A 23882-nucleotide genomic window follows, 5' to 3' on the forward strand; every position below is an offset into this window, starting at 1 on the left:
CCTGAATGGCTCAGGTCTCGTTGCCGCTACCCTGCGGACCAAGAGCTAAAGGCCAGCTTAAATCCTGTCGCCCGCAGAGACTTCCATGCGTCCCGGCGCGGTCCTTTCTTGGGTTAGCGTAAACAAGCCGTTGCCCTCTACCGAAACGATCGGGCGCATTTGTCTAAAATTTTATCGAAATGTCCCAGCGGCGCTTAAGACGGCCGCTCTAATGTCGGTGATGCAGGCCGCAAAGGTCCTGCCAAAGCCTTGGAAAGAAGCAATGTTTCTGGTCGTTCGTTCCGTTTTCTGGCTGACGGTCGCCTATATGGTGATCAAGCCCGGTGTCGACTTCGTCGATGCCCAGGCCATGTCCGCACAGGCCATGGCGGCGGGCCAGCAGGTCATTGCCGAACAGATCCAGGCTATCGAATGCGACAGTTTCCAATGCGCCGGCGGCAAGGCCGTCATTGCCGCGGCGCTGCAGTCTTCCCCGTCCGTCGGTACACCCATGCATGAGTCTCCGACGATTGGTCCGGCCCCCATGCCCCGGCCTCGGCCGGACTGGGCGGGTTAACGGGAGCCACCAGGCCCCGACAGTAGACCCCAGGGCTCGCGTCACTTCCCCAAGCGACGCACTCCAGCGACCCCTGGCCTTGGCCCCAAGCACGCTGCCCCGTGCTTGGGGCTTTTTCCTGCCCAAACACCATTGCCTTGCTATCGGCAGCAGGTGCGCCTATATGTTGTCCATACGTTTGAGCTACATGGCTATCTGATCCCGGCTCGCCGGTTTGGTCATACCCCCCTGTTTTTGAGAGCGTTTAGCCCTGCCCGACATGTGTCCGGCAGCAATGATGCTATCTGGCCTTTGGCCGGGGCACGACCTGAGAGATTAAAGCCATGATTACCGGCACCGTAAAATTCTTCAATTCCACCAAGGGCTTCGGCTTCATTTCGCCCGAAGACGGCAGCAAGGACGCTTTTGTCCATGTGTCGGCCGTCGAACGTTCCGGCCTTGCCGGGCTCTATGAAGGTGACAAGGTCACCTATGAGCTCGAGAATGGCCGTGACGGCAAGATTTCGGCGACGAACCTGACGCTCGTAAAGTAAGACTGCTCCGAGCCCCCACCGGGGGCTCGGATGCCGCCTCCGGCATTGCCGGGGCATAGACAAGGCCCTGCGGCTTGGCCCGGGCCATAGAGACAATAATGACATTTCAAGACTACCACGCTCGCGCCGAGCTTTATCTCGGCAGCGACCGGCACGCTGCTATCGAGCAGGGTGGCCGATCCTTTGCCACTGCCGCCCAGGCCATCCGTTTCGCCCTCGAAGAGGCCGCGCCGGTGAGCCTGCATGGCGCCATGCTCAAGGTCGGCGGCACGACATTCGGCCGCGACGACCTCGTCGCCCTTTACCACAGCCCCGCCTTTCCTCTGCCGCGCAAGCGCGACAGCAAGCGGGAACGGCTTCGCCGCACGCGCCACTATCGTGGCAACACCTATGCACCGGCGCATGCCGCAGCGGGGCAGCAGGCCGCCATGGCCTGACCCGAATTCCTCCGGAGCCGCCGGCAAGGCGGCTCTGGTAATGGCGCGCGGCTTTGACTAGATAATCGGCCATGAGAGAACCCCAAGCCTTCCAGGACATTGCCGAAAACCTATCCTTCCTCGACGATTGGGAGGATCGGCTGAATTACGTCATCGAGCTCGGACAGGCGCTGCCTGACATGCCCGAGACCGACAAGACTGCCGAAAACAAGGTCAAGGGCTGCGTGTCCAATGTCTGGCTGGTGTCCAGCGTGGACCGCTCCGGCGGCCTTGCCGTCATGCGGTTCCGGGGCCAGTCGGATGCCATCATCACCAAGGGTCTGGTGGCCATCCTCATCGCGCTCTATTCGGGCCGTCCGGCCGCGGAAATCGCCGATACCGATGCCATAGCCTGGTTCAGGAAAGTCGGCCTGAGCGAGCATCTGGGCATGCAGCGTTCCAATGGCCTGGTGGCGATGGTCAATCGCATCCGGGCCGAAGGCAAGGCGCTGAGCTGATCACTCGGCCGGAGCGGCTTCCACTTTGGGGCGTCTGCCGCCAAACAGGCCATTGCAGAAGCGCAGGACCGGCTGCTCGACATAGCGATAGAGCAAGATGCCGGCCAGCGTGCCACCCATGATCGACACAGCCGCGACGAAATAGTCCGCCCACAGGTCGGCAGGGTCGAGCAGCCGGAAGGCGAGCCCGGCCAGGATGGCCACTTCATAGATATGCACGAGATAGATCGAGTAGGACGCGTCCCCGATATGCTCGAACAGGGCCACGCGCGGCAGGCGCGGCTCGAAATGCACCGCCAGCAGGATCAGCGCCGAGGCGAAGGTGACGAAGCCGATAAAGGCGAAGCCGTCTTCCATGATGCCCCGGTCGAAGACGAACCCTTCCACCAGTCCGGCCAGCCCCAGCACCAGCGCCAGGCCGATCGCCCAGCTCGATAATCTGCCCAGCCGCCCGCGCAGCGTCGCCAGCCCCAGCCAGGCGCCGGCGCAGAAGGCCAGCGGCATGAAGCTGGTATAGAATTGGGCAATAGCCGGTTCGGGCTGGAACAATGCGCCCAATACTGCCAAAGCAGTAAAGGCAATGGTCAGCCAGACCACACGCGATTGCGCGCCGAGAAAAGCCAGCAATGCGAAGCAGACATAGAAGAAGATTTCGTAATTCAGCGTCCAGCCCAGCTTGTAGAGCGGGTGGATACCGTGGCTCACCGGATTGTAGAAGGGCACGAAGAGCAGCGACAGCAGCAATTGCCCGGTATCGTAGACCGTGGTCTTGAAGATTTGCGGCGCCAGCAGCGCCAGCACCGCGGCCAGTAGCGTCGCGCCCCAATACATCGGCACGACGCGGATGAAGCGGCGGCGCAGGAAGGCCGGGGCGGAGAATCGCCCCTCCCCGGTCACGGCGACCATGATGAAGCCTGATATCACGAAGAACAGGATGACGCCGAGCCAGCCTAGGCGGCTATAGCCGAGATTCTCCTCCACCAATGGATAGAGCAGCGCATGGGAGGCCAGCACAAGCATGGCCGCAAATCCGCGCAGGTATTGGATGGTGACGAACTTTTGCCGCATGCCTGTTTCTACCACGCCGCGGACCAGCCGGTTATGTCCGTTCAAGATGTAGTTAAGACCTCGGCAATCAGCGGCAGGCGGGCCTCCAGCCAGCTATCGATCGTGCCGCGCCCGGTGCCGGTCGCATGCGCGGACAGGCCGAACTGCTGTGCCAACTGGTCGAGGCCGATGCGCAGCACCAGCTTGGCGCTGCGCCGCGGCCAGCGCCGTTCCGCCTCGATCATCTGCAGGCCCTTGCCCAGGCCACAGACATCGAACAGCACACCCCAGCAATCGGCCGGCAGCATGCCGGCCAGCCGGCTGAGCCGCAGTCGCGCATCGGCGGCGCCCTGCGAGGCCGTTTCGACGCCATTGCCCGCCCGCGCCCCGCCCACGCTGGCCGGATTGTAGGACATGGTCACGCGCGGGGCGAGCTGGGCGCGGCGAATCATCTGCTCGAGCCGCTCGGCCGCCGCCAGGTGGTGCGGCGCAAGAAAGGCCGAGCCGGCAGCATCGCGCGCAGCCAGGCGCGCCAGCACGTCGTCGTCGCGAATCTTAGCCATGGTGCCTGGCCTCCGCTCCCGCCATGCCCGCCTCGATTTGCTGCTCGAGCGCGGTCACCTCCTCGTCGAAGCGTGGGTCGTCGCGCATATCCTCGATGACGGCGCAGGCATATGAGACAGTTGTCCTATCGCGCCCGAAGGCCTCGGCGATTTCAAGCAGGCTGCGGCCGAGGACGATATGGGAAAGATACATGGCCAGTTGCCGCGCCCGCGCCACCGGCAGGCGGCTGCGGCTTTTGTGGGTAAGCAGACGAATGGGCACGTTTTTCCGGCGTGCCACCAAGGCTATCACCTCGTCACAGGCACATTGCGTCCTGCCCCGCCAGGCGCTGGAAACCGTGGTATGCAAGGGTGAGAGAGAGTCGTACATCGGCATGCCTCATCGCAGTCAAGGAATTTATTCCTACATACTGCAACGAGTAAAGCCCGTGGGGATAAGTCCCGCACAAATTCAAACGGCCGCCCCGTGGGGCGACCGTTTGAACGTCTTTGTCGCCGGGGTCCGGATGGACGCGACGTCTCTTAGCGGAGGGTATGCGTCAGGCGGCCTTGCGGCCCAGGCCATTATCCTTGGCCAGCTTGGAACGCGTTGCCGAATAGCTGGGAGCAACCATCGGGTAGTCGGCGGGCAAGCCCCATTTCTCGCGGTATTCTTCCGGCGAGAGATTGTAGTGGGTGCGCAGGTGACGCTTCAGCGACTTGAACTTCTTGCCGTCTTCGAGGCAGATGATGTAGTCGGCAGCAACGGACTTGCGAATAGGCACGGCAGGCTTGAGTTCCTCGACGGGAACCTGGACCTCGTTAGTCTGTAGAGCGCGCAGGGCCCCATGCACGTCAGTGATCAGCTTGGGCAGATCAGTCACGTTGACGGAGTTGTGGCTCACATAGGCTGAGACGATGTCGGTACTGAGCTCAATCAGGTCATGCTCGTAACCGGTCGCCGCACCGGCGGTGTCACTCATATTTCAACCTTCCATTTATTCTTATTAGGCCACGACAAGGGGCAGTCACAGCCATGATTCATTCCTATGACTGTTTATTGCCGGCCGCAACCAGATATACCGCAATTAACATGTTACAAATATGGCCAATCATGCGGCAGAATTGGGGCCACCTTTAGTCTTGAGTTCATCAACTACCATCTTCATTTGTAACTGATCAGTGGTGCGATAACTTGCTCTTGCTAAGAGATGCGCCGAAACAGGTGTGGTGAGCAAAAGGAATACAAAGCCGATAATTGCCCGCAGCCCCACACCGACGTCGAAACACAGTAAAGCCACCGCCAGCAGGACGAGCCCACCACCCACTGCCCCGGCCTTCGAGGCGGCGTGCATGCGGGTATAGAGATCGGGCAGGCGGACGACGCCGATGGCCGCGATCAGGCTGAACAGGGCGCCCAGCAGCAGCAATATACAGCCGGCATAGATGGCGATGGCGGCGATCATGGTGCATCACCCTTGCGCATTGCCGCGCGGGACAGGATGTAGCGCGCAAAGGCCACCGTGGCGAGAAAACCCAGCAGTGCCAAGGCGATAGCGATATCCAGATACAGCATCAACCCGGTGCGGATGGCGATGGTGCCGACAAAGCCCATGGCGATGACCGTCATCAGGTCCAGCGCCAGCACCCGGTCGCCCAGGGTCGGGCCGATGATGATGCGCACCACCGAGATCAGCAAAGCCAGCCCCAGCATCACCAGGGCGATCAGCGTGGCCAGGGACAAGGCGTCGGCGGGGCTCATGAATAGACCTCCCGCACCTTGGCCTCGAAGCCGCCGGCAATATCGGCGATCAGCCCCTCGCGGGTGCCGAAATTCAGCGCATGGACATAGAGCAGGCTGCGATCCTCGCTCACATCGACGCTCAGCGTGCCCGGCGTCAGGGTGATGAGATTGGCCAGCAGGGTAATCTCGGCATCCGATTTCACGCTCAGCGGAAAGGCGATAATGGCCGGCTTCAGCGCCGATTTCATATCCGGCGTCAGCACCACGATGGCCACCCGCACGGCACTCGCCGCGAGTTCATAGAGAAACAGCGCGGCCAACGACGCCGCATTGCGCAGTTGGCGGAAGCGGCGCGGCGGCCCGAGATTCTTCCGCAGCAGCAGCACGGCGACAATGCCGATGGCGGCGCCCAGGAGCAGGTTGAGCCCGCTGAACGTGCCGGTAATGGCGGCCCAGATCAGGGCCAGCACGACGACAGTCATGGCCGGATTCATGGCGTGCCTCCTGCAAGACCGATGGCGGTGACATAGCGGGACGGATCGAGCAGGTCTGGCGCACCGAGCCGCAGGGCTTCGAACATGCCATTGGGCCAAAGGCCCACCGCAACCACGATGGCCACCAGCGCGCCGGTCGTGCCGACGCGAAGCCAAGCACCGCCGGCGACCGGCGGCACGACTGCGCCCTCGGGCGCCGCGCGCCAGAAAATATGCGCCCAAAGCCGCGAGCCGGCAATCAGCGTCAGCACGGCATTGACCAGCAATGCGATCGCCACGAGGCCACCCAGCCAGCTCCCTTCACCCAGCCCGGCCTGCAACAGCAGCAGTTTGGGCCAGAAGCCGAGGAACGGCGGTACGCCCGCCGTGGCCAGCACCAGCACGAAGAACAGGATCGAAACCGGCGCCGTCGTCGCGTAGAGCCCGCCCATGCGCCTGGTATCGGTCTGCCCCGTCCGTCGCTCCACCAGCCCGGCGACGAGATAGAAGGCCGTCATGGTCAGGATGGCGTGGAACACATAGAGCCCGGCCCCGCTCACCCCGGCCAGCGACGGCAGGGCAATACCGACCAGCACCGAGCCGACCCCGCCGATGACGAAGAAGCCGAGGGCGCGGCGCAGATTGGTTTCGGCAATGGCGCCCAAAGGCGCGATCAGCAGCGTCGCCACGGCGATCACCACCAGCACCGGCTCGAGCAGGTCGCGGCTGGCGGGCAGCAGCACGACCAGCGCCCGCAGCATGGCGTAGATACCGACCTTGGTCAGCAGCCCGCCGAACAGCGCCGACACCACCGCCGGGGGCGTGTGATAGGAAGCCGGCAGCCAGGCATTGACCGGGAAAGCGGCTGCTTTCATGCCGAAGGCCAACAGCAGCAAGGCCGCCACGCCCGCCATCGCTGCCGGATTGGCAGCCGGCGCCACCCGCATGATGTCGGCCATGTTGAGCGTACCGAGCAGGCCGTAGAGCAGGCCCAGCGCCAGCAGGAAAAATGTGGTGGCGAGGAAATTGATGAAGCCATACTTCACCGCGCCGTCGAGCTGCGCCGGGCGCCCGCCCAGCACGAGCAGGCCGAAGGAGGCGATCAGCATCACCTCGAACCACACATAGAGGTTGAACAGGTCGCCGGTGAGGAAGGAGCCGGTGACGCCAGCCAGCAGCAACAGCACCATGGAGTGGAAGCCGTCGCGCCCATCCTCGGCGCCGCGTTCGCCCTGTGCATGAACCAGCACGATCAGCGTCACCACAGCCGCAGTCAGCGCGAAGCCGGCGCCGAAAATGTCGGCGGCAAAGCTGATGCCGAAGGGCGGCAGCCATTTGCCCATCGTCATGCTCAGCGGCCCGCTATCGAGTACGCGCAGCAGCAGCGTCACCTCGCAAGCGATGACGGCGACCAGGATCAGCAGGGTGAAAACGAAAGTCAGCGCGCCCGACCGGCGCAGCATCAGCGTCGCGGCGGCGCCCATCAGGCACAGCACCAGCGGCAGCACCACCACCCAGTCGGCGGCTGATGTCATGGTCTCGATCATTGCAGGGGGCAATTCCACCATGTCAGTAGCTCAGCGGCGGGTTGGGCTCGTCGACCGGCTCGGCCACGCGCATGGTGTCGGTATTGTCGGCATCGAGGCTCTGATAGGCGCGGAAGGCCAACACGAGCAGGAAGCTGAACATGGCAAAGCCGATGACGATGGCCGTCAGGATCAGCGCCTGCGGCAGCGGATTGGCAATGGGACCGTCTGGCTGCTCCAGCCCCGGCGGCACGATAGGCGCAATCTCGCGCGTCAGCCGCCCGGCGGTGAAGATCAGCAGGTTCACGCCATTGCCCAGAATGGTCATGCCGAGCAGCATGCGGATCACAGAGCGCGACAGCAGCAGATAGACGCCGAGCGCCACGAAACATCCGACCAGCGCGGCGAGCACATAATCCATCAGCGCTCCTCCTCGCCGTCGCCTTCGAGCGCCAGCGCCACGGCCGCGATGGTGCCGAAGACCACGAAATAGACCCCGATATCGAACACCATCGGCGTCGAAAGCGGCACCGTGGTCTGCCCCAGTTCGAGGTAAAGCCAGATGCTGGTCATGAAGGGCGAACCGGTGAACAGCGACAGCAGGCCCGAAAACCCGGCGATGAACACGCCGAATCCGGCAATGGCCAGCGGATCGATGCGCAGCGCCCGCCGCGTCTCCTCCGCGCCATTGGCCATGCCGAGAATGGCGATGGAAGAGGCAGCGATCAGCCCGCCGATGAAGCCGCCGCCGGGCTCGTTATGGCCGCGCAGGCAGACATAGACCGAAAAGATCAGCATGATCGCCACAATCAGCGGCGCGATAGTGCGGAAGATGATCGTGTTCATGCCGCCGCCTTCCTGCGCCGCCGCGGCGCCGGCTTGGGTTGTGGCACGGCCGGTTTCGCCCGGCTGCGCAGCAGTGCCATGATGGCGATGCCCGCCGCCATGACCACGGAAATCTCGCCCAAAGTATCGAAACCGCGATAGTCGACCAGGATGACGTTGACGATATTGTGCCCATGGGCAATCGGCACGCTGGTGGCGGTGAACAGGTCCGACAGCCGCGTATCGAGCACGCCCGACAGCACCACCATCAGCAGCAGGCTCACTCCGACGCCGCAGACCAGCGCCAGCGTGCCGTCGCGCGCCAGATCCTCCAGCGGTCGCTGGTCGCGCTCGTCGAGCCGCAGCCGCGTCATCACCAGCGCCAGGATCACCACCGACAGCACTTCCACCATGAACTGGGTGAAGGCCAGGTCCGGCGCGCCGAACAGCAGGAAGATCAGCGCCACCGACGTGCCCTGGATGCCCAGCGCCAGGATGGCCATCAGCCGGTTGTTGGCCATCAGCACCGCGCTCAGCCCGATCAGCGCCAGCGCGATCACGCCCCATTCATAGGGCTGCAATTGCGGCCAGCTCAGCTTGGCCGCCCAATTGCCCAGTTCGGCCGTCGGCAGCAGAGCGTCATAGCCCTTGAGCGCCACCAGCGGCGCGATCAGCGCCAGCGCCAGCCCGGCAAAGACCGTCACCAGGTAGATTTCCAGCCTGCCGTGATGCAGCAGCCGGGTCAGCGCGCCCGAGAAACGGATCAGCCCGAACATGACGGCGTCGAACACCGTATCGGCTGTCCAGCCCAAAGCCGCCTCGAAGCGCCGCAACAGCGTGCGCAATGTCGCGGCCTGCCGATAGACCAGATAGCCTAAGGCCCAGGTGGCGATGGACAGCCAGAAGATCGCGCTGGCCGGATTGATGGCGAGCGTCAGGTGGCTGGTCACGGCTTCGCCGAGAATGGCGCCCGCCCCCGGTTCGAGCAGCGTATGCCCCAGCCAGTCGGTGCTCACGGCGGCCACGATGCTCGCGGCGCCCAGCACGAGCGGCCCCGCCAGCATGGCAATGGGCGCCTCATGCGCCAGTTTCGGCGTCGGCAATACCGGCCCGAGGAAAGGCCGCACCAGCACGAGCATGGCCACGCCCGCCAGCAGGCCATTGCCCGCCAGCAGCACGACCAGCACGGCAATGTCGCGCCACTGTCCGCTTAAAAGGCCGAGATACATTTCTTCCTTGGCGAAATAGCCCAGCGTCAGCGGCAGGCCGATCATGGCAAGGCTCGCCAGGGCCGCTCCGATAAAGGTCAGCGGCATGCGGTCGGCCAGTCCGCCCAGAATGGTGATGTCGCGCGTACCGGCCTCGTGGTCGATGGCGCCCACCACCATGAACAGCCCCGCCTTGTAGAAGGCATGGGCCACGAAATAGAGCACCATCGCGGCAATGGCCGCTTCGGTCCCCAGCCCGATCAGCAGCACCGACAGCCCCAGCGAGGCCAGGGTGGTCTGCGCCAGCATCTGCTTGAGGTCGGTCTGCCTGAGCGCGCCCAGCGCGCCCCAGAGCAAAGTCGCACCGCCGAAGCAGACCAGGATCAGCGTCCAGGCCTCGGTGCCACCCAGCCAGGGCGTGGTGCGCGCCAGCAGGTACACGCCGCCCTGCACCATGGTCGCCGAATGCAGGAAGGCCGAAACCGGCGTTGGCGCTTCCATGGCATTGGGCAGCCAGAAATGCAGTGGCACCTGCGCCGACTTGGTGAAGGCCGCCACGAGGAAAGCCGCCAGCACCAGCCCGTAAAGCCCGTTGCTGCGTATCTCGTCGCCCAGCGCGCTCATCTCCCATTGGCCGGTGAGCCAGTGCACCATGATGGCGCCAACCAGCAGCGCCATGCCGCCGATATTGGTAATGACCAGCGCCTGGATGGCGCCACGCCGCGCCGCCTGCCGCGTGTGATCAAAACCGATCAGCAGGAAGGAGGTGACCGAGGTCAGCTCCCAGAACATGAACAGTGCCAGCATGCCGTCGGCCAGCACCAGCCCCAGCATCGCCCCCATGAAGGCCAGCAGGAAACCGAGGAACCGCCCGAGGTGTGGGTGGCCCTTCAGATAGGCCCCCGAATAGAGCACGATCAGCGTGCCGATGCCCGAAATGGTCAGCGCGAAGGTGAGGCTCAGCCCGTCAACGAGAAAGGACAGATCCAGATCATAGGCCGGCACCCAGTCGATGCGCGCCGAAATGGCCCCGCCTGATACCACCGGCTCGATCAGCGTCAGCAGAAAGAGGAATATTCCGCCCGGCACCAGCGCCAGCACCCAGCCGGCAAAAGGTTTGGCGAGGCGATGGACCAGTGGCGCCAGCAAAGCGGCGACAAATGGCGCTATCGCCACCAGCGCTATGCTTGCATCCATACCCAGCCCCAACCGCCAATACTCCCGGGAACCGACTCTGTGGGCCGGCTTGCGGCAAGACCATATCGAACGATCACCCTGCGACAAGTCAAAACGGCCCGCTGCGGGAGTTTGTCCAACGAAGGTCGCACGCGATACCCAGTTCTGCGCAAGGTCTTGAGTTTGAGCTCGTGGCTTACCCCACCCTCACTCCCTCCCCACAAGGGGGAGGGAAGCCGGGCGGCGTGTGAGGCAATATTGGATCACTGACATCGCCCATGCGCCTCCCTCCCCTAGATGGGGAGGGACCGAGGGTGGGGTGACGGGAGCCACGAGGCGAGAGCCCGCCCCCTTCCCATCCTTCCCGCGCAGTCCTATGTGAATGAGCCCGCCCTTACGGAACCTGCCATGACCAAGCCCACCGCCCCCGTCGCCATCAGGAAGTCGCATAAAGTCACCTTCCACAATATCCAGCGCGACGATCCCTATCACTGGCTGCGCGCGGATAACTGGCAGGAGGTGATGCAGAAACCCGAGACGCTGAACGGAGACATCCGCGCCTATCTCGAAGCCGAGAACGCTTTCTACGAGGCCGAATTCGGCACCCGCACCGAAAAGCTGCGCGATACCATCTACAAGGAAATCCGCGGCCGCATCAAAGAGGACGACAGCGGCATTGCCTCGCCCGACGGCCCCTTCGCCTATAATTCGCGCATGCTCGAGGGCAAGCAGTATCCCCTCATCGTCCGCACCGCCCGCGACGGCGGCCCCGAAACCATCCTGCTCGACTGCAATGTGGAAGCCGGCGACGCCTATTTCGGCTTTGCCGGGGCCGAGCATGATCGCAGCCACCGCTATCTCGCCTGGGCCGCCGACCGCGCCGGCTCGGAATATTATGACATCGTCATCCGCGACCTCGATACCGGCAAGGACAGTGCCGAAGTCATCAAGGAAACCGCCGGCTCCTATGTCTGGAGCAATGACAGCAAGGCGATCTACTACACCGAATATGACGACAACCACCGGCCCTACCGCATCCGCCTGCACACCATCGGCACGGATCAGGCCAGCGACCCCATCATCTTCGAAGAGAAAGACCCCGGCTTCTTCGTCGGCGTCGGCCGCACCCTTTCGGACAAATACATCGTCATCGACGCCCACGATCACCAGACCTCGGAATGCTGGCTGATCGATGCCGAACTCGGTGGCGAGCCCCGCCTTGTCGCCCCCCGCCTCACCGACCGCGAATACGATATCGATGAGCGCGACGGCGTCCTCTATATCCGCACCAACGCCGATGGGGCCGAGGACTTCAAGATCGCCGTCGCGCCCGTGGACAATCCCGGCGCCGAGAACTGGACCGACCTCGTCCCGCACCAGCAGGGCGTGCTGATCCTCGACACCATCGTCATCCGCAATCACCTGCTGCGGCTCGAACGCTTCGAAGGCCTGCCGCGTATCGTCGTGCGCGACCTGCGCACCGGCACGGAGGAAACCGTCAAGTTCGACGAGGAGGCCTATTCGCTCGGCATGTCGGTCGGCTACGAATTCGACACCAGCGTCTTCCGCCTCACCTATTCCTCGCCGACCACCCCGTCGCGCACCTATGACATGGATCTCGAAACCGGCACCCGCACCCTGCTCAAGGAGCAGGAAGTGCCCTCCGGCCACAATCCCGCCGATTACGAGACCCGGCGCCTCTTCGCCACCGCTGATGATGGCGAGCAGGTGCCGGTCACCGTGCTCTATCGCAAGGGCACGAAGCTCGATGGCTCCGCCCCGGCCCTGCTCTATGGCTATGGCGCCTATGGCATGTCCATGCCTTCGGCCTTTTCCATCTCGGCTTTGTCGCTGGTCGATCGCGGCTTCGTCCATGCCACCGCCCATATCCGCGGCGGCATGGAAAAAGGCTATCGCTGGTACGTAGAGGGCCGCCGCGAGCACAAGACCAACACCTTCACCGATTTCATCGCCGCCGCCGAAATGCTGGTCGACAAGGGCTACACGGCCAGGGGCCGCATCGTGGCGCAGGGCGGCTCGGCCGGCGGCATGCTGATGGGCGCCATCGCCAATCTGCGCCCCGATCTCTGGGGCGGCATCATCGCCCAGGTGCCGTTCGTCGACGTGCTCAACACCATGCTCGACGAAACCTTGCCGCTCACCCCGCCCGAATGGCCCGAATGGGGCAATCCCCTCGCCTCGGCCGAAGACTATGCCCGCATCGCCGCCTATGCCCCCTACGAGCAGGTCGCGGCAAAACCCTATCCGCCCATATTCGCACTGGCCGGGCTGACCGATCCGCGCGTCACCTATTGGGAACCGGCCAAGTGGGTGGCAAAACTGCGCGCAACCAAGACCGGCAATGCGCCATTATACCTCAAGACCAATATGGGGGCCGGCCATGGCGGCGCTTCGGGACGGTTCGACCGCCTCAAGGAAACCGCCGAGTGTTATGCCTTTGCGCTCAATGCGGTCGGATTGGAAGGAACGTTCGGTTCCAACTGATTGTTCTGTCGTCACAATCGGCCTATAGCTTGGCCGAATTCCTCAGCGTCTATCCCAAAATCGGAGGCCACAATGTCCACGAAATTCACCCTGCCGCCCCTGCCCTACGCCTATGATGCGCTTGGCCCCTACATGTCCAAGGAAACGCTCGAATTCCATCACGACAAGCACCACCAGGCTTACGTGACCAATGGCGAAAAGCTGCTGGAAGGCTCGGGGCTGGAAATCCTGCCGCTCGAGGACATCGTCAAGGAGAGCTACGGCAAGAATGCCGGCCTCTTCAACAATGCCGGCCAGCACTACAACCATGTCCACTTCTGGAACTGGATGAAGCCCAATGGCGGCGGCAACAAGCTGCCGGGCAAGCTGCAGGCGGCCATCGACTCCGACCTGGGTGGTTTCGACAAGTTCCGCGCCGATTTCATCAATGCCGGCACCACCCAGTTCGGCTCCGGCTGGGCCTGGCTGTCCGTCAAGAACGGCAAGCTCGAAGTCACCAAGACCCCGAACGGCGAGTCGCCGCTGGTCCATGGCGGCCACCCGATCCTGGGCGTCGATGTGTGGGAACACTCCTATTACATCGACTACCGCAACGCCCGCCCGAAATATCTCGAAGCCTGGTTCGACAACCTGGTGAACTGGGAACACGTCGAGCTGATGTTCGACGAAGCCACGGCTTAAGGGCACTATCTCGCCCCACCCACGATGTCACCCCGGCCTTGAGCCGGGGCCCATCCCGAGATTGAGCCGCAGCCGCAAGGTGGTTCCATGATGCATCTCAGGATGGATCCCGGCTCAAGGCCGGGATGACACCGAGCTTGTGAAAACATCCAGGCCCGCCCTCCGGCGGGCTTTTTCATGCCCACCTCATCTTTTTCCCCCAGCCATTATCCATTTCTGGAACCGGCCTCTTCTTCCCGACATTTCCCCATGGTAACGCTTCATTTACTATCCGGGGAAGTCAGTGTCAGAGCCGACCAAGGTCGTTGCCATTATTGCGGCCAATACTGCGCTGTCGTCGCTGCTGGCGATGGTCGTGGCCGGCGACTCGCATCTCAAGGTGCGTCAGTTCGAGAGCGATATTGAGCTCATCGCCTATATGCGCATCGCCCCGCTCGACATGCTGGTCTGCGATTTCGACCGCGAAGGGCGCCCCGCCTATGAAATGGTCGAATCCATCCGCCTCAACAATGATCTCATCAGCCAGGATGTGCCGGTCATTGCGCTGACGCGTACCGTCACTCCGCCGATGCGCCACCAGGCCATCAGCGCCGGCATCGACGAAGTCATCATCAAGCCGATGTCCCCGCGCCACCTGCTGCAGCGCATCCAGGCGCGCCTGCGTACCCGCAGCGTCGTCGGCGTCCTGGGCGGCTATCGCGGCCCCGACCGCCGCAATCGCGCCCCCTTGCCGACACCGCATCCCGTGCCGACCCGCCGTGCCACCGACAATGTCATCCCGCTCTTCCCGGACCGCCGCAAACCAAGGCATCCGGGGCTGGAGGGCTGAGGCCTACCTCTCCGGATCGGGGCCAAACACCCCCACCCTTGATCCGTCCCCACAAGGGGAGGGAGACGATGAACATGGTATCGCAGCTAGCGCCTCCCTCCCCTTGATGGGGAGGGATTGAGGGTGGGGTGGGGCCACACCCACTGACGTAAGTGCTACCCCACCGCGATATGCCCGATCCCCTTGGCGGCGATCTCCTCGAAGCTCTCCGCATACCCCGCATCGGCATAACGCATCACGCCGAGCGCCGTGTCATTGGTCAGCGCATGCTCCAGCCGCTCATCGCCCTCTTGCGTGCCATCGGCCACCACAGTCACCCCCGCCGACGTCATAAACCCCGCATAGCCGCCCCCACCCGAATGGACTACCACCAGGTCGGCCATGGACGCGCACAGCAGCATGGCGTCGAGGATCGGCCAGTCGGCAATCGCGTCCGACCCGTCCTTCATCCGCTCCGTCATGATATTGGGATGCGCCATGGCCCCGGCATCGAGATGGTCGCGGCTGAAGGCCACCGGCCCGCTGAGCGTCCCATCGGTCACCATGGCATTCACCGCCCGCGCCAAAGCCGTCCGCTCGCCATGCCCGAGCCAGGCGATCCGCGCCGGCAGCCCCTCGAAGGGCACATGCTGTCGCGCCAATGAAATCCAGTTGGTGACGATCCGGTTATCCGGGAACATCTCCAGCAATTTGTCGTCGATCTTGCGAATATCCTCCGGGTCGCCCGAGAGCGCCATCCAGCGGAACGGCCCGATGGCCCGCGCAAACAGCGGCCGCAGATAGGCCTCGGTGAAAATCTTGATATCGAAGGCATTCTCCACCCCGCCGGCCTTGGCCTGGGTGCGGATCAGGTTGCCATTGTCGAACACTTCGCTGCCCGCCTGCTGAAAGGCCAGCATGGCCCGCACATGGTCGACGATGGAAGCCCGGCTCGCCGCCATCAACTGCCCCGACCCTTCGACCCGCAGGCGCCGGACCTCATCCAGTGCCATGCCCTTTGGCACATAGCCATAGACGAGGTCATGCGCCGAAGTCTGGTCGGTCACGATATCGGGCACGATGCCGCGCCGCGCGATCTCCGGATAAATCTCCGCCGCATTGCCGACCAGCCCGATGGACGTCGCCCGCTTCTCCGCCACGGCCTTGTCGATCATCGCCAGAGCCGTATCAAGGTCCGGTGCGATTTCTTCGAGATACCCCACATCCTGCCGCTTCTTCGCCCGCTCCGCATCGATATCGACACAGAGGATCGCCGCACCCGCCATGCGCCCGGCCAGTGGCTGCGCCCCGCCCATGCCGCCCAGCCCGGCCGTGAGGATGAACCGCCCCGCCAGCGAACCCCCAAACCGGTTCTCGGCGATCCGCATGAAAATCTCATACGTGCCCTGGATCACGCCCTGCGAGCCGATATATTGCCACGCCCCCGCCGTCAGCCCGCCCCAGCAGATCAGCCCCTGCTTCTCCAGTTCATAGAACACCTCGGCCTTGGCCCATTGCCCGACAATGTTGCAATTGGCCATGATGACCAGCGGCGCCCTGGCATGGGTCTTCAGCAGCCCGATCGGCTTGCCCGACTGGATGATCAGCGTCTGGTCCTCATCCATCCGCAGCAGCGTCTCGACGATCCCCCTATGCGCCGCCCAGTTCCGCGCCGCCTTGCCGAGCGCGGCATAGACCACCAGCTCGTCCGGGTTCTCTCCGACCGCCAGCACATTCTCCAGCAGCCGCAGCAACGCCTCCTGCCGCCAGCCCTTGGCGCGGAGCTCGAGGCCCCCGGGAATGGGGAAGTTGGGGTGACGGGGATTGGCTGTGGGCATTTTCAAAACCTCATTCTTGCTTCCCCCTCTCCCCTTGCGGGAGAGGGATAGAAAATCCTCGTTCAGAGGATTTTCGAGGGTGAGGGGTGCTGCGCCCGCCCATGCTTCGATGCTGGCGGAGGTAACCCCTCATCCGCCCCTTCGGGGCACCTTCGCCCGCAAGGGGAGAAGGGAAACCGTGGCCGGGTCAGCCGGTGCCCAGCGCATATTTCGCCAGCTCGATCCCCATGCGCTCCTCGACAAAGGGATAAACCGCCGGGTCCAACACGCTCGAACTCAACGGAATTCCTGTCTTGGGCACATGCAGCACGAAAACATACATGCCGCGCCCCAATTGCCCCACCGACAGCGCCTGCCCTGCCGCATCCAGCGTCGTCAGCACATCGGGGAACGTCGCCAGCCGCGTCCCGCCGGCATCCTCCACCGCCATATATTCGTTCATCACATGCAGCGTGGTCGCCGTGTCGCCCTCGCCCACAGTGATCTTGCCGATATCGAACGCCTCCTTGGTATAGGTCACGTCGATAGCGGTAATGTAGCCCTTGGTGAGGATGGTTCCGCCCGTCGTCTCCACGATGGCATCGATCATCTTGCCCGGCCCCTTGCCCTCGGCCGCGATCATCGCCTCGCCCAGCTTCAGCGCCAGCGAAATGCCGCCCAAAGCCGCGTGCTGCTTCACATAGCTAGCCCGCAGCGGATTGCGGCACGAGGCGATGAAGCCGCCCGACATATCCGCCGCCGTGCGCAATATCGGCGACACCTTGGCGGTCGCCCCGCGCGTCACCAGCTCGATATAGCGGTTCTCCTCACGATTGCCGCCCACCGCCGTCTGGATCATCTGCTCGGGCGAGCCGGCCATGCCGATCGAGCCCATGTCGCCGGTCGGATGGGCGCGGATATCACCCACCGCATCCACCACCTTCATCCCAAGCGCCGCCGCCGGCAGCCAGCCATTGAGCGTGGACGATTTCCCGTTTTGCCCGACCATCAGCCCGCTCAGCTTCTCGCCCAGCGCATCCTGCAACAATTGCACGGCCTTGATGTAGTCCACCCCGCGCATTTCCCACGGCGTGGTGGAAGCCGGCGCGCCGATGGCGGCCGCCGTCGCCACCCAGTCGTCTTCATCCAGCTCCTCGATATCAACCAGTTCCGGCTGGCCGATGCGCACGGCCGCCGTGCCCAGCATGCGGCCATGGTCGGCCCAGCCGCCGCCGCCCGCGGCATAGACCGAGCCGCCGCGCACCGCCGCTTCCACGTCTTTTTCGGTCAGAATGCGCCCCATTACCTGGTCTCCTGCAATTTCGTGTCCAGCGCCCGCACGGCGTCCAGCAGAACGGCCGCGCCCAGCGCGATATCTTCGTTGGTGGCGAATTCGTCGGCCGAATGGCTGCGGCCATCCTTGCACGGCACGAAAATCATTGCCGCCTTGGTGATCCGCGCCATCCAGGCCGTGTCATGCCCCGCCCCCGACGCCATGCGCCGGTGCCGCGCACCCGCCGTCTCGCAGGCCGCATCGAGCACATCGAGCAACCCGGCATCACATGGCGTCGGCGGATTGTCCGACACAATGCGCGGCTCCGAGACCGCCACACCGGTCTTCTCGGCAATCGCCACCACGCCCTTGTCGAGTTCATCGACAAACCGCTCCATATCCGCCCGCAGTTCCGCCCGCGCGTCGATCAACATGCGCACCCGTGCCGGCACCACATTGGCGGCGTTGGGCGACATTTCGAATTCGCCCACCGTAGCCGCGAAATGCGCCGCGCCGCTGGCCAAAGCCTTGCCCAGTTCCTCGACCCCCAGCGCGATCCATGCCGCCGTGGTCAGCGCATCCTGGCGCGACCCCATCGGCGTCGTCCCCGCATGGTCGGCCCGGCCCTCGACGATAATCTCGATCCGCGTAATCCCCGCAATCGCCGTCACCACGCCCACATCGCGCTGCTCGTCCTGCAGCACCGGCCCCTGCTCGATATGCAGTTCGAGGAAGGCCTTGATATCGTCGCGCTGCGCCGGCAGCCGCGCATCGCCGCCCACCTGCAAAAGCCCCTGCTCCAGCGTCAGCCCGTCGCTCTCCCGCGCCAGCCATTCCGTCGGCCGCGTGCCGCTCATGCCCCGGCTGCCGATGCAGGAGACACCGAAGATGGAAACTTCCTCGGCCAGGAAATCCACCACTTCCAGATTGTGCTCCAGCACCACGCCCTGATCGCGCAAGGCCCGCGCCACTTCCAGCGCCACGACCACACCGGCAATGCCGTCGAACCGCCCGCCATCGGGCACGGTATCGGAATGGCTGCCCAGCATGATCGTCCCCAACTCCGGCCGCCGACCCGGAATGGTCCCCACCAGGTTCCCCGCCGCATCCACCCCCGTCACCGCCCCGGCCTCCCGCATGGCCTGTTCCAGCCATTTTCGCCCTTCGAGAAACATCGGCGTAAACGCCCGCCGCGTCCACGGGCGCCCCGGCTCAGTGATGGCCGCCAGCGCATCGATATCGGCGGCGATGCGGTCGGCGCGGATGGGGGAATTGGGGATCATACGAGCGACATCCCCAAGATTGTGGCTCCCATACCCCCACCCTTGATCCCTCCCCACAAGGGGGAGGAGACGATGGGGGATCGGTCAGTGGCACAATATCAGCCTCACACCGGGCAGGCTTCCCTCCCCCTTGTGGGGAGGGATTGAGGGTGGGGGTGCGGACCATCAACTCAGCACCTCCGGCCGCACAAACCGCCCCGTCCCCGGCTGCGCCACCGCCGTCCCTTCGAACACCTGCCGCCCGCGCAGATAGGTCAGCCCCACCGTCCAGGGCAGCTCGATCCCGTTATACGGCGACCACCCCACCACATTGTGCCCGCTCGCCGCCGCGTCGTAGCGCATCGGACGCGGAAACAACACGGCAATATCGGCATCCCGCCCCGGCGTCAGCGCGCCTTTCACATGGTCGAGCCGGAAATGCCGCGCCGGATTCTCCGCCATCAATTTCGCCGCCCAGGTCAGCGGGACGCCGCGCTTCAGCGCCCCCATAACGAAAAGCGGCACCATGACCTCCAACCCCGGCACGCCCGAGGCATTGGCCAGCATGTCCGGATTGGTCTTGCGGTTTTCCGACCAGCTAACATGGTCGGTCGAAACCAGCGTCACATTGCCCTGCCGCACATGCTCCCACAGCTTTTCCACCTCGGCGCGCGGCCGGATCGGCGGATTGATCTTGGCCTTGCCGCCCAGCCGGGCGACGTCATTTTCCTCGTCCAGCGTCAGGTAATGGATGCAGGCCTCGATGGTCGCCTCGAACCCCTGCTCCCGGTAGCTGCGCGCAATCTCGTAGCCACGCCCCAGCGAGCAATGCACGACATGGGCCGGACAACCCGTCTGCGCCCCGGTCTCATAGATCTGCAGGCTCGCCAGCAATTCGGTCAGCGGCGGCCGGCTCAGCGCATGGGCGCGATAATCGGTGATCCCCGCCGCCTTGACCCGAGCCATGGCGGCGCGAACCATTTCGTCGTCCTCATTATGCACACCCGCCGTCAGCCCGGTCTTGGCCACGGCGGCAAAACACTCTTCCAGCAAAGCCGGCGGAATGCGCGGAAAGCGCACCGGGTCAGTGCCGAAGGTCGAGAATTTGAACGCCGCGACACCCGCTTCGGCCTGCTCGGCAATTCGCGCCGCCCCCTCCTCCGGGTTGATCGTGCCATAAAGCGCGAAATCCACCCGCGCCTGTGGTTCGGCATGCGCCACCTTGGTCCGCACCGCCTCGGCCGAACAGACCAGGTTCCCCTCGTCATAGGGCATGTCGACAATCGTGGTCACGCCACCCGCTGCCGCCGACCGCGTCGACCAGATGAAATCCTCCTGATCCTTCTGGCTCAGCGAATGCACCTGCGCGTCGATGGCGCCGGGCAGGATCAGCGCATTGCCCAGCTCATGCCGCTCCTTCGCCGACGGCGCCACGCCTTCGCCGACATGCATGACCTTGCCATCGCGCACGGCGACATAGCCGTTCTCGACAATGAGATCAGGTAGCACCACCGTACCACCAAGGACGAGATCGAAATCGGACATCTACTGTTTCCACAAACTTGGAGCAGGCTTCCCTCCCCCTGTGGGGAGGGAGTGAGGGTGGGGGTAAGGGCCGAGCACCGCGTATGGGACTCACCCCCCACCCTTGATCCCTCCCCACAAGGGGGAGGAGACGACTGAGCCATCTGCGCACTCAAGCCGCCGCCCTCCCCAATTGCCCCGTCCGCGCCATCAGCCACCGTTCCAGCGCCGAGAGCGCATCATAGATCAGCACGGCCAGCACGCCGACGATCAGCCCGCCCTGCAACACAAACGCCGTATTGCTCGACAGCAGCCCTGCAATGATCACCTCGCCCAGCGTCCGCGCCGCCACGGTGGAGCCGATCGTTGCCGTCGCCAGCGAAATCACCACCGAGAGCCGTATCCCGGCCAGGATGACCGGCAAGGCCAGCGGCAGTTCCACCTTGATCAGCCGCTGCCAGCCGGTCATGCCCATGCCCTTGGCCGCGTCCGTCACGGAGGGCGGTAAATTGGTCAGCCCGGTCAGCGTATTCTCGAAGATCGGCAGCAACCCATAAAGGAACAAGGCCACCAAAGTCGGCGCCGTGCCGAAGCCCAGCATGGGCACCGCCAGCGCCAGCACGGCCACGGGCGGAAAGGTCTGCCCGATATTCGCAAGTGAGCGCGACAGCGGCAGGAATTCCGCCCCGAACGGTCGTGTCACGATAATGGCCAGCCCCACTGCGATCACAGTGGAGGCCACAGTCGCCGCCAGCACGATGGTCAGGTGGTTCAGCGTGATGTCGAGCAGATTGCCCTGGTTGTAGATGGCTGGCTGGTTGTTCTTGGTGAAGAGCCCGAAGAAGCCCGAGAACAGGTCCGGGCTCACCAGCAGGAGCAGCAATACGGCCAGCGCCACCAGCCTGATGACATTGCCGATCTTCATTGCGGCCTCGCCGCGAGCCGCGACAGCGCGTCCAGCGTCACCTGCCCCACCACCTGCCCGTCGCGCCGCACCGGCAAAGCCGGCCGCCCCGACCACAACAGTTCGGCATAGGCATCGCGCAAAGAGGCACCGGCCTCGATGGGCTCGCCGGCCCCTTCGCCGGCCTCGATATGGTCTGCCACCTTGGCCAGCGACAGCAGCCGGAACGGCCTTTCGCTGGTGCCGATCAATTCGGCCACGAAGGGCGTTGCCGGATTGGCGATGATCTCGGCCGGCTTGGCGCATTGCAGCAGCTTGCCCTTGTCCATGACCGCAATCGTATCGCCGAGATGGATGGCCTCTTCCATGTCATGCGTCACCAGCACCACTGTGGTGCCGAACTTGCGCTGGATGGACAGCAGATCCTCCTGCGCCTTGGCGCGGATCACGGGGTCGAGCGCGCCATAGGGCTCGTCCATCAGCAGGATGTTGGGTGAAGCCGCCAGCGCCCGCGCCACGCCGACACGCTGTTGCTGGCCGCCGGAAAGTTCATGCGGCAGCCGGTCGCGGAATTCGGCCGGGTCGAGCTGGAACAGGCTCAGCAGTTCATCGACCCGGTCGGCGATCTTCTTCTTGTCCCAGCCGAGCAGCTTGGGCACTGTCGCCACATTCTGCCCCACCGTGCGGTGCGGAAACAGGCCGTGGCCCTGGATGGCATAGCCGATGCGCCGCCGCAATTCGTAGGCGGGAATCCCGGCAATATCCTCGCCATCGATGCGGATATGGCCCGATGTCGGCTCCACCAGCTTGTTGATCATCCGCATCAGCGTGGTCTTGCCCGAGCCCGACGTGCCGACCACGACGCAGATGCTGCGCGGCTCGATGGTCAGGTTGACGTGGTCGACCACGACAGTCCCGCTATAGCTCTTGGTGATGTCGTCGATCTCGATCATGCCTCGACCTCCAGGGATTGCGGCGAGATACCCCCACCCTCACTCCCTCCCCACAAGGGGGAGGGAGGCGCATGACCGAAGTCAGTGGTCCAATGTTGTTTCACGCACCGGCCAGGCTTCCCTCCCCCTTGTGGGGGAGGGAGTGAGGGTGGGGGTCACCAAGCTCATCGCACCCCTCCCCGGCTCGTCATTTCCACCATGGCATCCAGCACCACGGCAGCGGCGAAGGCCAAAGCCACGGTCGGCACCGCGCCGAGCAGCACCAGGTCCATGGCCGTCTGCCCGATACCCTGGAACACGAAGACGCCGAAGCCGCCCCCGCCGATCAGCGCGGCAATGGTGGCCAGCCCGATATTCTGCACCAGCACGATGCGAATGCCGGTGAGGATCACCGGAAAGGCCAGCGGCAGTTCGACGCCCGCCAGCCGCTGCGACCCGGTCATGCCCATGCCCTTGGCAGCATCCACCGCCGCCGGCGCCACGCTTTGCAGCCCGACCACCGTATTGGACACGATGGGCAGCAGCGAATAGGCGAAGAGCGCCACCATGGCCGGCGCCACGCCGATGCCGGAAATCCCGATGGCCGACGCCCCCGGCACATTGGCCGCCACCCAGGCCAAAGGCGCGATCAGCAGACCGAATAGCGCGATTGAGGGAATGGTCTGGACGATGTTGAGCACATTGAGCACGCCCGCCCGCAGCGGCTTGACCTTGTAGCAGAGGATGCCCAGGGGAATGCCGACCACGGTGGCAATCGCCACCGAGCCGAAGGCCAGCGCCAGATGCGTCCGCGCCTCGGCCCAGAAGGCCGGCGCGCGCGTGCCGTATTCCTTGAGAATGGAGAGATCGTTCCAGCTCCCGCTCCACAGCAGGGCCGCGACCGCAATGGCCACCACCAGCAGAATGCCGATCCGCACCAGCGGCTTGAGTTTCAGCCGCGTCAGCGCATCGGTCACCAGCAGTGCAAAGGCAAAGACCAGCAGCCAGAAGCCGGCCCCCGGCGAAACCCGCGCAAAGGTGTCGCCCTCCGGCGTCAGGTAGCTGGCCGACCAGCCGATGAAGACGAACAGCACGCTCAGCACGACAAAGCCGGTTACCAGCTTGGCGATAACGGGAAAACGCAACAGCGCCACGGCGAAACCCACCAGCAGCACCCCCACGAGGAAGCCCGACGGAAAACTCGGCAGCGCATCGAGCAGGCTCCGCGCCTCGCCCGGCACAATGCGATTGGCGCGAAACAGTGCAAAAGGAAGCGCCGCCCCCGCCGCCGCGATGAGCGCAATCAGCACCCCCAGCTTGTCGAGTGCCAGCCAGGCGGGCCGGGATGTCGCTATCGTGGTGTCGGCGATGCTCATGCTGGCTCCGGGCTTCGCGTTTGCGGAGGCACGAGACCCCCTCCCCAGCTCCGCTACGGCCCTGACGGGCCCAGCTTCGCTACCCTCCCCTCAAGGGGAGGGTGACATCTTGCGTGTGGCACCATTCTGCCACCGAGTGGCGCCCACCCTCCCCCTTGTGGGGAGGGAAGCGAGATAGGACTTAGCGTTTGCTAAGTCCGTTGAATCGAGCAGGGTGGGGGTACCTCTCCGCGCGT

General features: G+C 64.3%; 24 protein-coding genes and 1 pseudogene. 7 read left to right on the top strand and 18 right to left on the bottom strand.

Annotated features, from left to right (window positions below; genetic code table 11):
• The first annotated feature begins 262 nt into the window (after window positions 1-262).
• The 4 genes from NVV79_RS18975 (at window position 263) to NVV79_RS18990 (ending at window position 2023) form a co-directional block, all read left to right on the top strand.
• The gene (locus tag NVV79_RS18975; protein WP_303992597.1) at window positions 263-556 is read left to right on the top strand and encodes a hypothetical protein; all 294 of its coding nucleotides are present in this window, start codon (window positions 263-265) and stop codon (window positions 554-556) included.
• A 323-nt stretch (window positions 557-879) separates the two neighbouring features.
• Window positions 880-1089, top strand: coding sequence for a cold-shock protein (locus NVV79_RS18980; RefSeq protein ID WP_056227426.1), 210 nt, complete (start codon window positions 880-882; stop codon window positions 1087-1089).
• A gap of 98 nt (window positions 1090-1187) precedes the next feature.
• Window positions 1188-1526 carry a hypothetical protein gene (locus tag NVV79_RS18985; RefSeq protein ID WP_303992601.1) on the top strand — a complete coding sequence of 113 codons (339 nt, stop codon included), beginning with the start codon at window positions 1188-1190 and terminating at the stop codon, window positions 1524-1526.
• A gap of 71 nt (window positions 1527-1597) precedes the next feature.
• Complete coding sequence (locus NVV79_RS18990) at window positions 1598-2023, top strand: SufE family protein (protein ID WP_303992604.1); 426 nt, start codon at window positions 1598-1600, stop codon at window positions 2021-2023.
• On the opposite strand, the gene NVV79_RS18995 is transcribed toward NVV79_RS18990, so the two are convergent.
• From NVV79_RS18995 to mbhE, 11 genes and pseudogenes are all read right to left on the bottom strand, one after another.
• Window positions 2024-3091 carry an acyltransferase gene (locus NVV79_RS18995; protein WP_303992607.1) on the bottom strand — a complete coding sequence of 356 codons (1068 nt, stop codon included), beginning with the start codon at window positions 3089-3091 and terminating at the stop codon, window positions 2024-2026.
• 41 nt (window positions 3092-3132) lie between these two features.
• Window positions 3133-3633: a DUF6456 domain-containing protein gene (locus NVV79_RS19000; RefSeq protein WP_303992610.1), complete on the bottom strand. Its 501-nt coding sequence runs from the start codon at window positions 3631-3633 to the stop codon at window positions 3133-3135.
• On the bottom strand, window positions 3626-4009 hold the full coding sequence (locus tag NVV79_RS19005) for a helix-turn-helix domain-containing protein (protein WP_369684745.1): 384 nt from the start codon (window positions 4007-4009) through the stop codon (window positions 3626-3628). Before NVV79_RS19005 ends, NVV79_RS19000 begins: the two co-directional genes overlap by 8 nt.
• Before the next feature lie 163 nt (window positions 4010-4172).
• On the bottom strand, window positions 4173-4595 hold the full coding sequence (locus tag NVV79_RS19010) for a MucR family transcriptional regulator (protein WP_303992613.1): 423 nt from the start codon (window positions 4593-4595) through the stop codon (window positions 4173-4175).
• A 129-nt stretch (window positions 4596-4724) separates the two neighbouring features.
• Complete coding sequence (mnhG, locus tag NVV79_RS19015) at window positions 4725-5078, bottom strand: monovalent cation/H(+) antiporter subunit G (RefSeq protein ID WP_303992616.1); 354 nt, start codon at window positions 5076-5078, stop codon at window positions 4725-4727.
• 26 nt (window positions 5079-5104) lie between these two features.
• Window positions 5105-5374: pseudogene (locus NVV79_RS19020) on the bottom strand (cation:proton antiporter); the annotation flags it as partial.
• Window positions 5371-5850 carry a Na+/H+ antiporter subunit E gene (locus NVV79_RS19025; RefSeq protein ID WP_303992621.1) on the bottom strand — a complete coding sequence of 160 codons (480 nt, stop codon included), beginning with the start codon at window positions 5848-5850 and terminating at the stop codon, window positions 5371-5373. The gene NVV79_RS19025 and the pseudogene NVV79_RS19020, both read right to left, overlap by 4 nt.
• Window positions 5847-7397: a proton-conducting transporter membrane subunit gene (locus tag NVV79_RS19030; protein ID WP_303992624.1), complete on the bottom strand. Its 1551-nt coding sequence runs from the start codon at window positions 7395-7397 to the stop codon at window positions 5847-5849. Before NVV79_RS19030 ends, NVV79_RS19025 begins: the two co-directional genes overlap by 4 nt.
• A gap of 1 nt (window position 7398) precedes the next feature.
• Window positions 7399-7776, bottom strand: a complete 378-nt coding sequence (locus tag NVV79_RS19035) for a Na+/H+ antiporter subunit C (RefSeq protein ID WP_303992625.1) — start codon at window positions 7774-7776, stop codon at window positions 7399-7401.
• The gene (locus NVV79_RS19040; RefSeq protein ID WP_303992628.1) at window positions 7776-8201 is read right to left on the bottom strand and encodes a Na+/H+ antiporter subunit B; all 426 of its coding nucleotides are present in this window, start codon (window positions 8199-8201) and stop codon (window positions 7776-7778) included. The genes NVV79_RS19035 and NVV79_RS19040 overlap by 1 nt, the downstream gene beginning before the upstream one ends.
• On the bottom strand, window positions 8198-10585 hold the full coding sequence (gene mbhE, locus NVV79_RS19045; RefSeq protein ID WP_303992631.1) for a hydrogen gas-evolving membrane-bound hydrogenase subunit E: 2388 nt from the start codon (window positions 10583-10585) through the stop codon (window positions 8198-8200). Before mbhE ends, NVV79_RS19040 begins: the two co-directional genes overlap by 4 nt.
• A gap of 387 nt (window positions 10586-10972) precedes the next feature.
• Here mbhE and NVV79_RS19050 point away from each other — a divergent pair, with 387 nt between their 5' ends.
• The 3 genes from NVV79_RS19050 (at window position 10973) to NVV79_RS19060 (ending at window position 14579) form a co-directional block, all read left to right on the top strand.
• Complete coding sequence (locus NVV79_RS19050; RefSeq protein WP_303992633.1) at window positions 10973-13069, top strand: S9 family peptidase; 2097 nt, start codon at window positions 10973-10975, stop codon at window positions 13067-13069.
• 72 nt (window positions 13070-13141) lie between these two features.
• Window positions 13142-13750, top strand: a complete 609-nt coding sequence (locus tag NVV79_RS19055; protein ID WP_303992636.1) for a superoxide dismutase — start codon at window positions 13142-13144, stop codon at window positions 13748-13750.
• Between the two features lie 283 nt (window positions 13751-14033).
• Window positions 14034-14579 carry a two-component system response regulator gene (locus NVV79_RS19060; RefSeq protein ID WP_303992639.1) on the top strand — a complete coding sequence of 182 codons (546 nt, stop codon included), beginning with the start codon at window positions 14034-14036 and terminating at the stop codon, window positions 14577-14579.
• A 155-nt stretch (window positions 14580-14734) separates the two neighbouring features.
• Here the strand turns inward: NVV79_RS19060 and NVV79_RS19065 are convergent, their stop codons facing one another.
• The 7 genes from NVV79_RS19065 to NVV79_RS19095 all read right to left on the bottom strand — a co-directional run bounded on the left by NVV79_RS19065 (window position 14735) and on the right by NVV79_RS19095 (window position 23646).
• Window positions 14735-16396, bottom strand: coding sequence for a urocanate hydratase (locus NVV79_RS19065; protein WP_303992641.1), 1662 nt, complete (start codon window positions 16394-16396; stop codon window positions 14735-14737).
• Between the two features lie 187 nt (window positions 16397-16583).
• The gene (locus NVV79_RS19070) at window positions 16584-17678 is read right to left on the bottom strand and encodes a DUF917 domain-containing protein (protein WP_303992643.1); all 1095 of its coding nucleotides are present in this window, start codon (window positions 17676-17678) and stop codon (window positions 16584-16586) included.
• Complete coding sequence (locus NVV79_RS19075; protein WP_303992646.1) at window positions 17678-18931, bottom strand: Zn-dependent hydrolase; 1254 nt, start codon at window positions 18929-18931, stop codon at window positions 17678-17680. Before NVV79_RS19075 ends, NVV79_RS19070 begins: the two co-directional genes overlap by 1 nt.
• 165 nt (window positions 18932-19096) lie before the next feature.
• Complete coding sequence (locus NVV79_RS19080; RefSeq protein WP_303992649.1) at window positions 19097-20455, bottom strand: dihydroorotase family protein; 1359 nt, start codon at window positions 20453-20455, stop codon at window positions 19097-19099.
• A gap of 151 nt (window positions 20456-20606) precedes the next feature.
• Window positions 20607-21359 (bottom strand): ABC transporter permease, encoded by a 753-nt coding sequence (locus tag NVV79_RS19085; protein ID WP_303992651.1) that lies wholly within the window; start codon window positions 21357-21359, stop codon window positions 20607-20609.
• Window positions 21356-22291 carry an ABC transporter ATP-binding protein gene (locus NVV79_RS19090; protein ID WP_303992654.1) on the bottom strand — a complete coding sequence of 312 codons (936 nt, stop codon included), beginning with the start codon at window positions 22289-22291 and terminating at the stop codon, window positions 21356-21358. Before NVV79_RS19090 ends, NVV79_RS19085 begins: the two co-directional genes overlap by 4 nt.
• A gap of 164 nt (window positions 22292-22455) precedes the next feature.
• A complete protein-coding gene (locus tag NVV79_RS19095; protein ID WP_303992655.1) occupies window positions 22456-23646 on the bottom strand; it encodes an ABC transporter permease in 1191 nt (396 codons plus the stop codon).
• Window positions 23647-23882 lie beyond the last annotated feature (236 nt).

The sequence above is a fragment of the Devosia ginsengisoli genome (genome assembly GCF_024707105.1).
Lineage (GTDB): Bacteria > Pseudomonadota > Alphaproteobacteria > Rhizobiales > Devosiaceae > Devosia > Devosia ginsengisoli_A.

Coding starts and splice junctions, on each gene's coding strand:
- NVV79_RS18985 (WP_303992601.1), top strand. CDS start 1,188: ATGACATTTCAAGACTACCACGCTCGCGCCGAGCTTTATCTCGGCAGC.
- NVV79_RS19035 (WP_303992625.1), bottom strand. CDS start 7,776: ATGGATTATGTGCTCGCCGCGCTGGTCGGATGTTTCGTGGCGCTCGGC.
- NVV79_RS18980 (WP_056227426.1), top strand. CDS start 880: ATGATTACCGGCACCGTAAAATTCTTCAATTCCACCAAGGGCTTCGGC.
- NVV79_RS18995 (WP_303992607.1), bottom strand. CDS start 3,091: ATGCGGCAAAAGTTCGTCACCATCCAATACCTGCGCGGATTTGCGGCC.
- NVV79_RS19095 (WP_303992655.1), bottom strand. CDS start 23,646: ATGAGCATCGCCGACACCACGATAGCGACATCCCGGCCCGCCTGGCTG.
- mbhE (WP_303992631.1), bottom strand. CDS start 10,585: ATGGATGCAAGCATAGCGCTGGTGGCGATAGCGCCATTTGTCGCCGCT.
- NVV79_RS19010 (WP_303992613.1), bottom strand. CDS start 4,595: ATGAGTGACACCGCCGGTGCGGCGACCGGTTACGAGCATGACCTGATT.
- NVV79_RS19040 (WP_303992628.1), bottom strand. CDS start 8,201: ATGAACACGATCATCTTCCGCACTATCGCGCCGCTGATTGTGGCGATC.
- NVV79_RS19070 (WP_303992643.1), bottom strand. CDS start 17,678: ATGGGGCGCATTCTGACCGAAAAAGACGTGGAAGCGGCGGTGCGCGGC.
- NVV79_RS19080 (WP_303992649.1), bottom strand. CDS start 20,455: ATGTCCGATTTCGATCTCGTCCTTGGTGGTACGGTGGTGCTACCTGAT.
- NVV79_RS19000 (WP_303992610.1), bottom strand. CDS start 3,633: ATGGCTAAGATTCGCGACGACGACGTGCTGGCGCGCCTGGCTGCGCGC.
- NVV79_RS19005 (WP_369684745.1), bottom strand. CDS start 4,009: ATGCCGATGTACGACTCTCTCTCACCCTTGCATACCACGGTTTCCAGC.
- NVV79_RS19050 (WP_303992633.1), top strand. CDS start 10,973: ATGACCAAGCCCACCGCCCCCGTCGCCATCAGGAAGTCGCATAAAGTC.
- NVV79_RS18975 (WP_303992597.1), top strand. CDS start 263: ATGTTTCTGGTCGTTCGTTCCGTTTTCTGGCTGACGGTCGCCTATATG.
- NVV79_RS18990 (WP_303992604.1), top strand. CDS start 1,598: ATGAGAGAACCCCAAGCCTTCCAGGACATTGCCGAAAACCTATCCTTC.
- NVV79_RS19075 (WP_303992646.1), bottom strand. CDS start 18,931: ATGATCCCCAATTCCCCCATCCGCGCCGACCGCATCGCCGCCGATATC.
- NVV79_RS19065 (WP_303992641.1), bottom strand. CDS start 16,396: ATGCCCACAGCCAATCCCCGTCACCCCAACTTCCCCATTCCCGGGGGC.
- NVV79_RS19055 (WP_303992636.1), top strand. CDS start 13,142: ATGTCCACGAAATTCACCCTGCCGCCCCTGCCCTACGCCTATGATGCG.
- NVV79_RS19025 (WP_303992621.1), bottom strand. CDS start 5,850: ATGAATCCGGCCATGACTGTCGTCGTGCTGGCCCTGATCTGGGCCGCC.
- NVV79_RS19090 (WP_303992654.1), bottom strand. CDS start 22,291: ATGATCGAGATCGACGACATCACCAAGAGCTATAGCGGGACTGTCGTG.
- mnhG (WP_303992616.1), bottom strand. CDS start 5,078: ATGATCGCCGCCATCGCCATCTATGCCGGCTGTATATTGCTGCTGCTG.
- NVV79_RS19030 (WP_303992624.1), bottom strand. CDS start 7,397: ATGGTGGAATTGCCCCCTGCAATGATCGAGACCATGACATCAGCCGCC.
- NVV79_RS19085 (WP_303992651.1), bottom strand. CDS start 21,359: ATGAAGATCGGCAATGTCATCAGGCTGGTGGCGCTGGCCGTATTGCTG.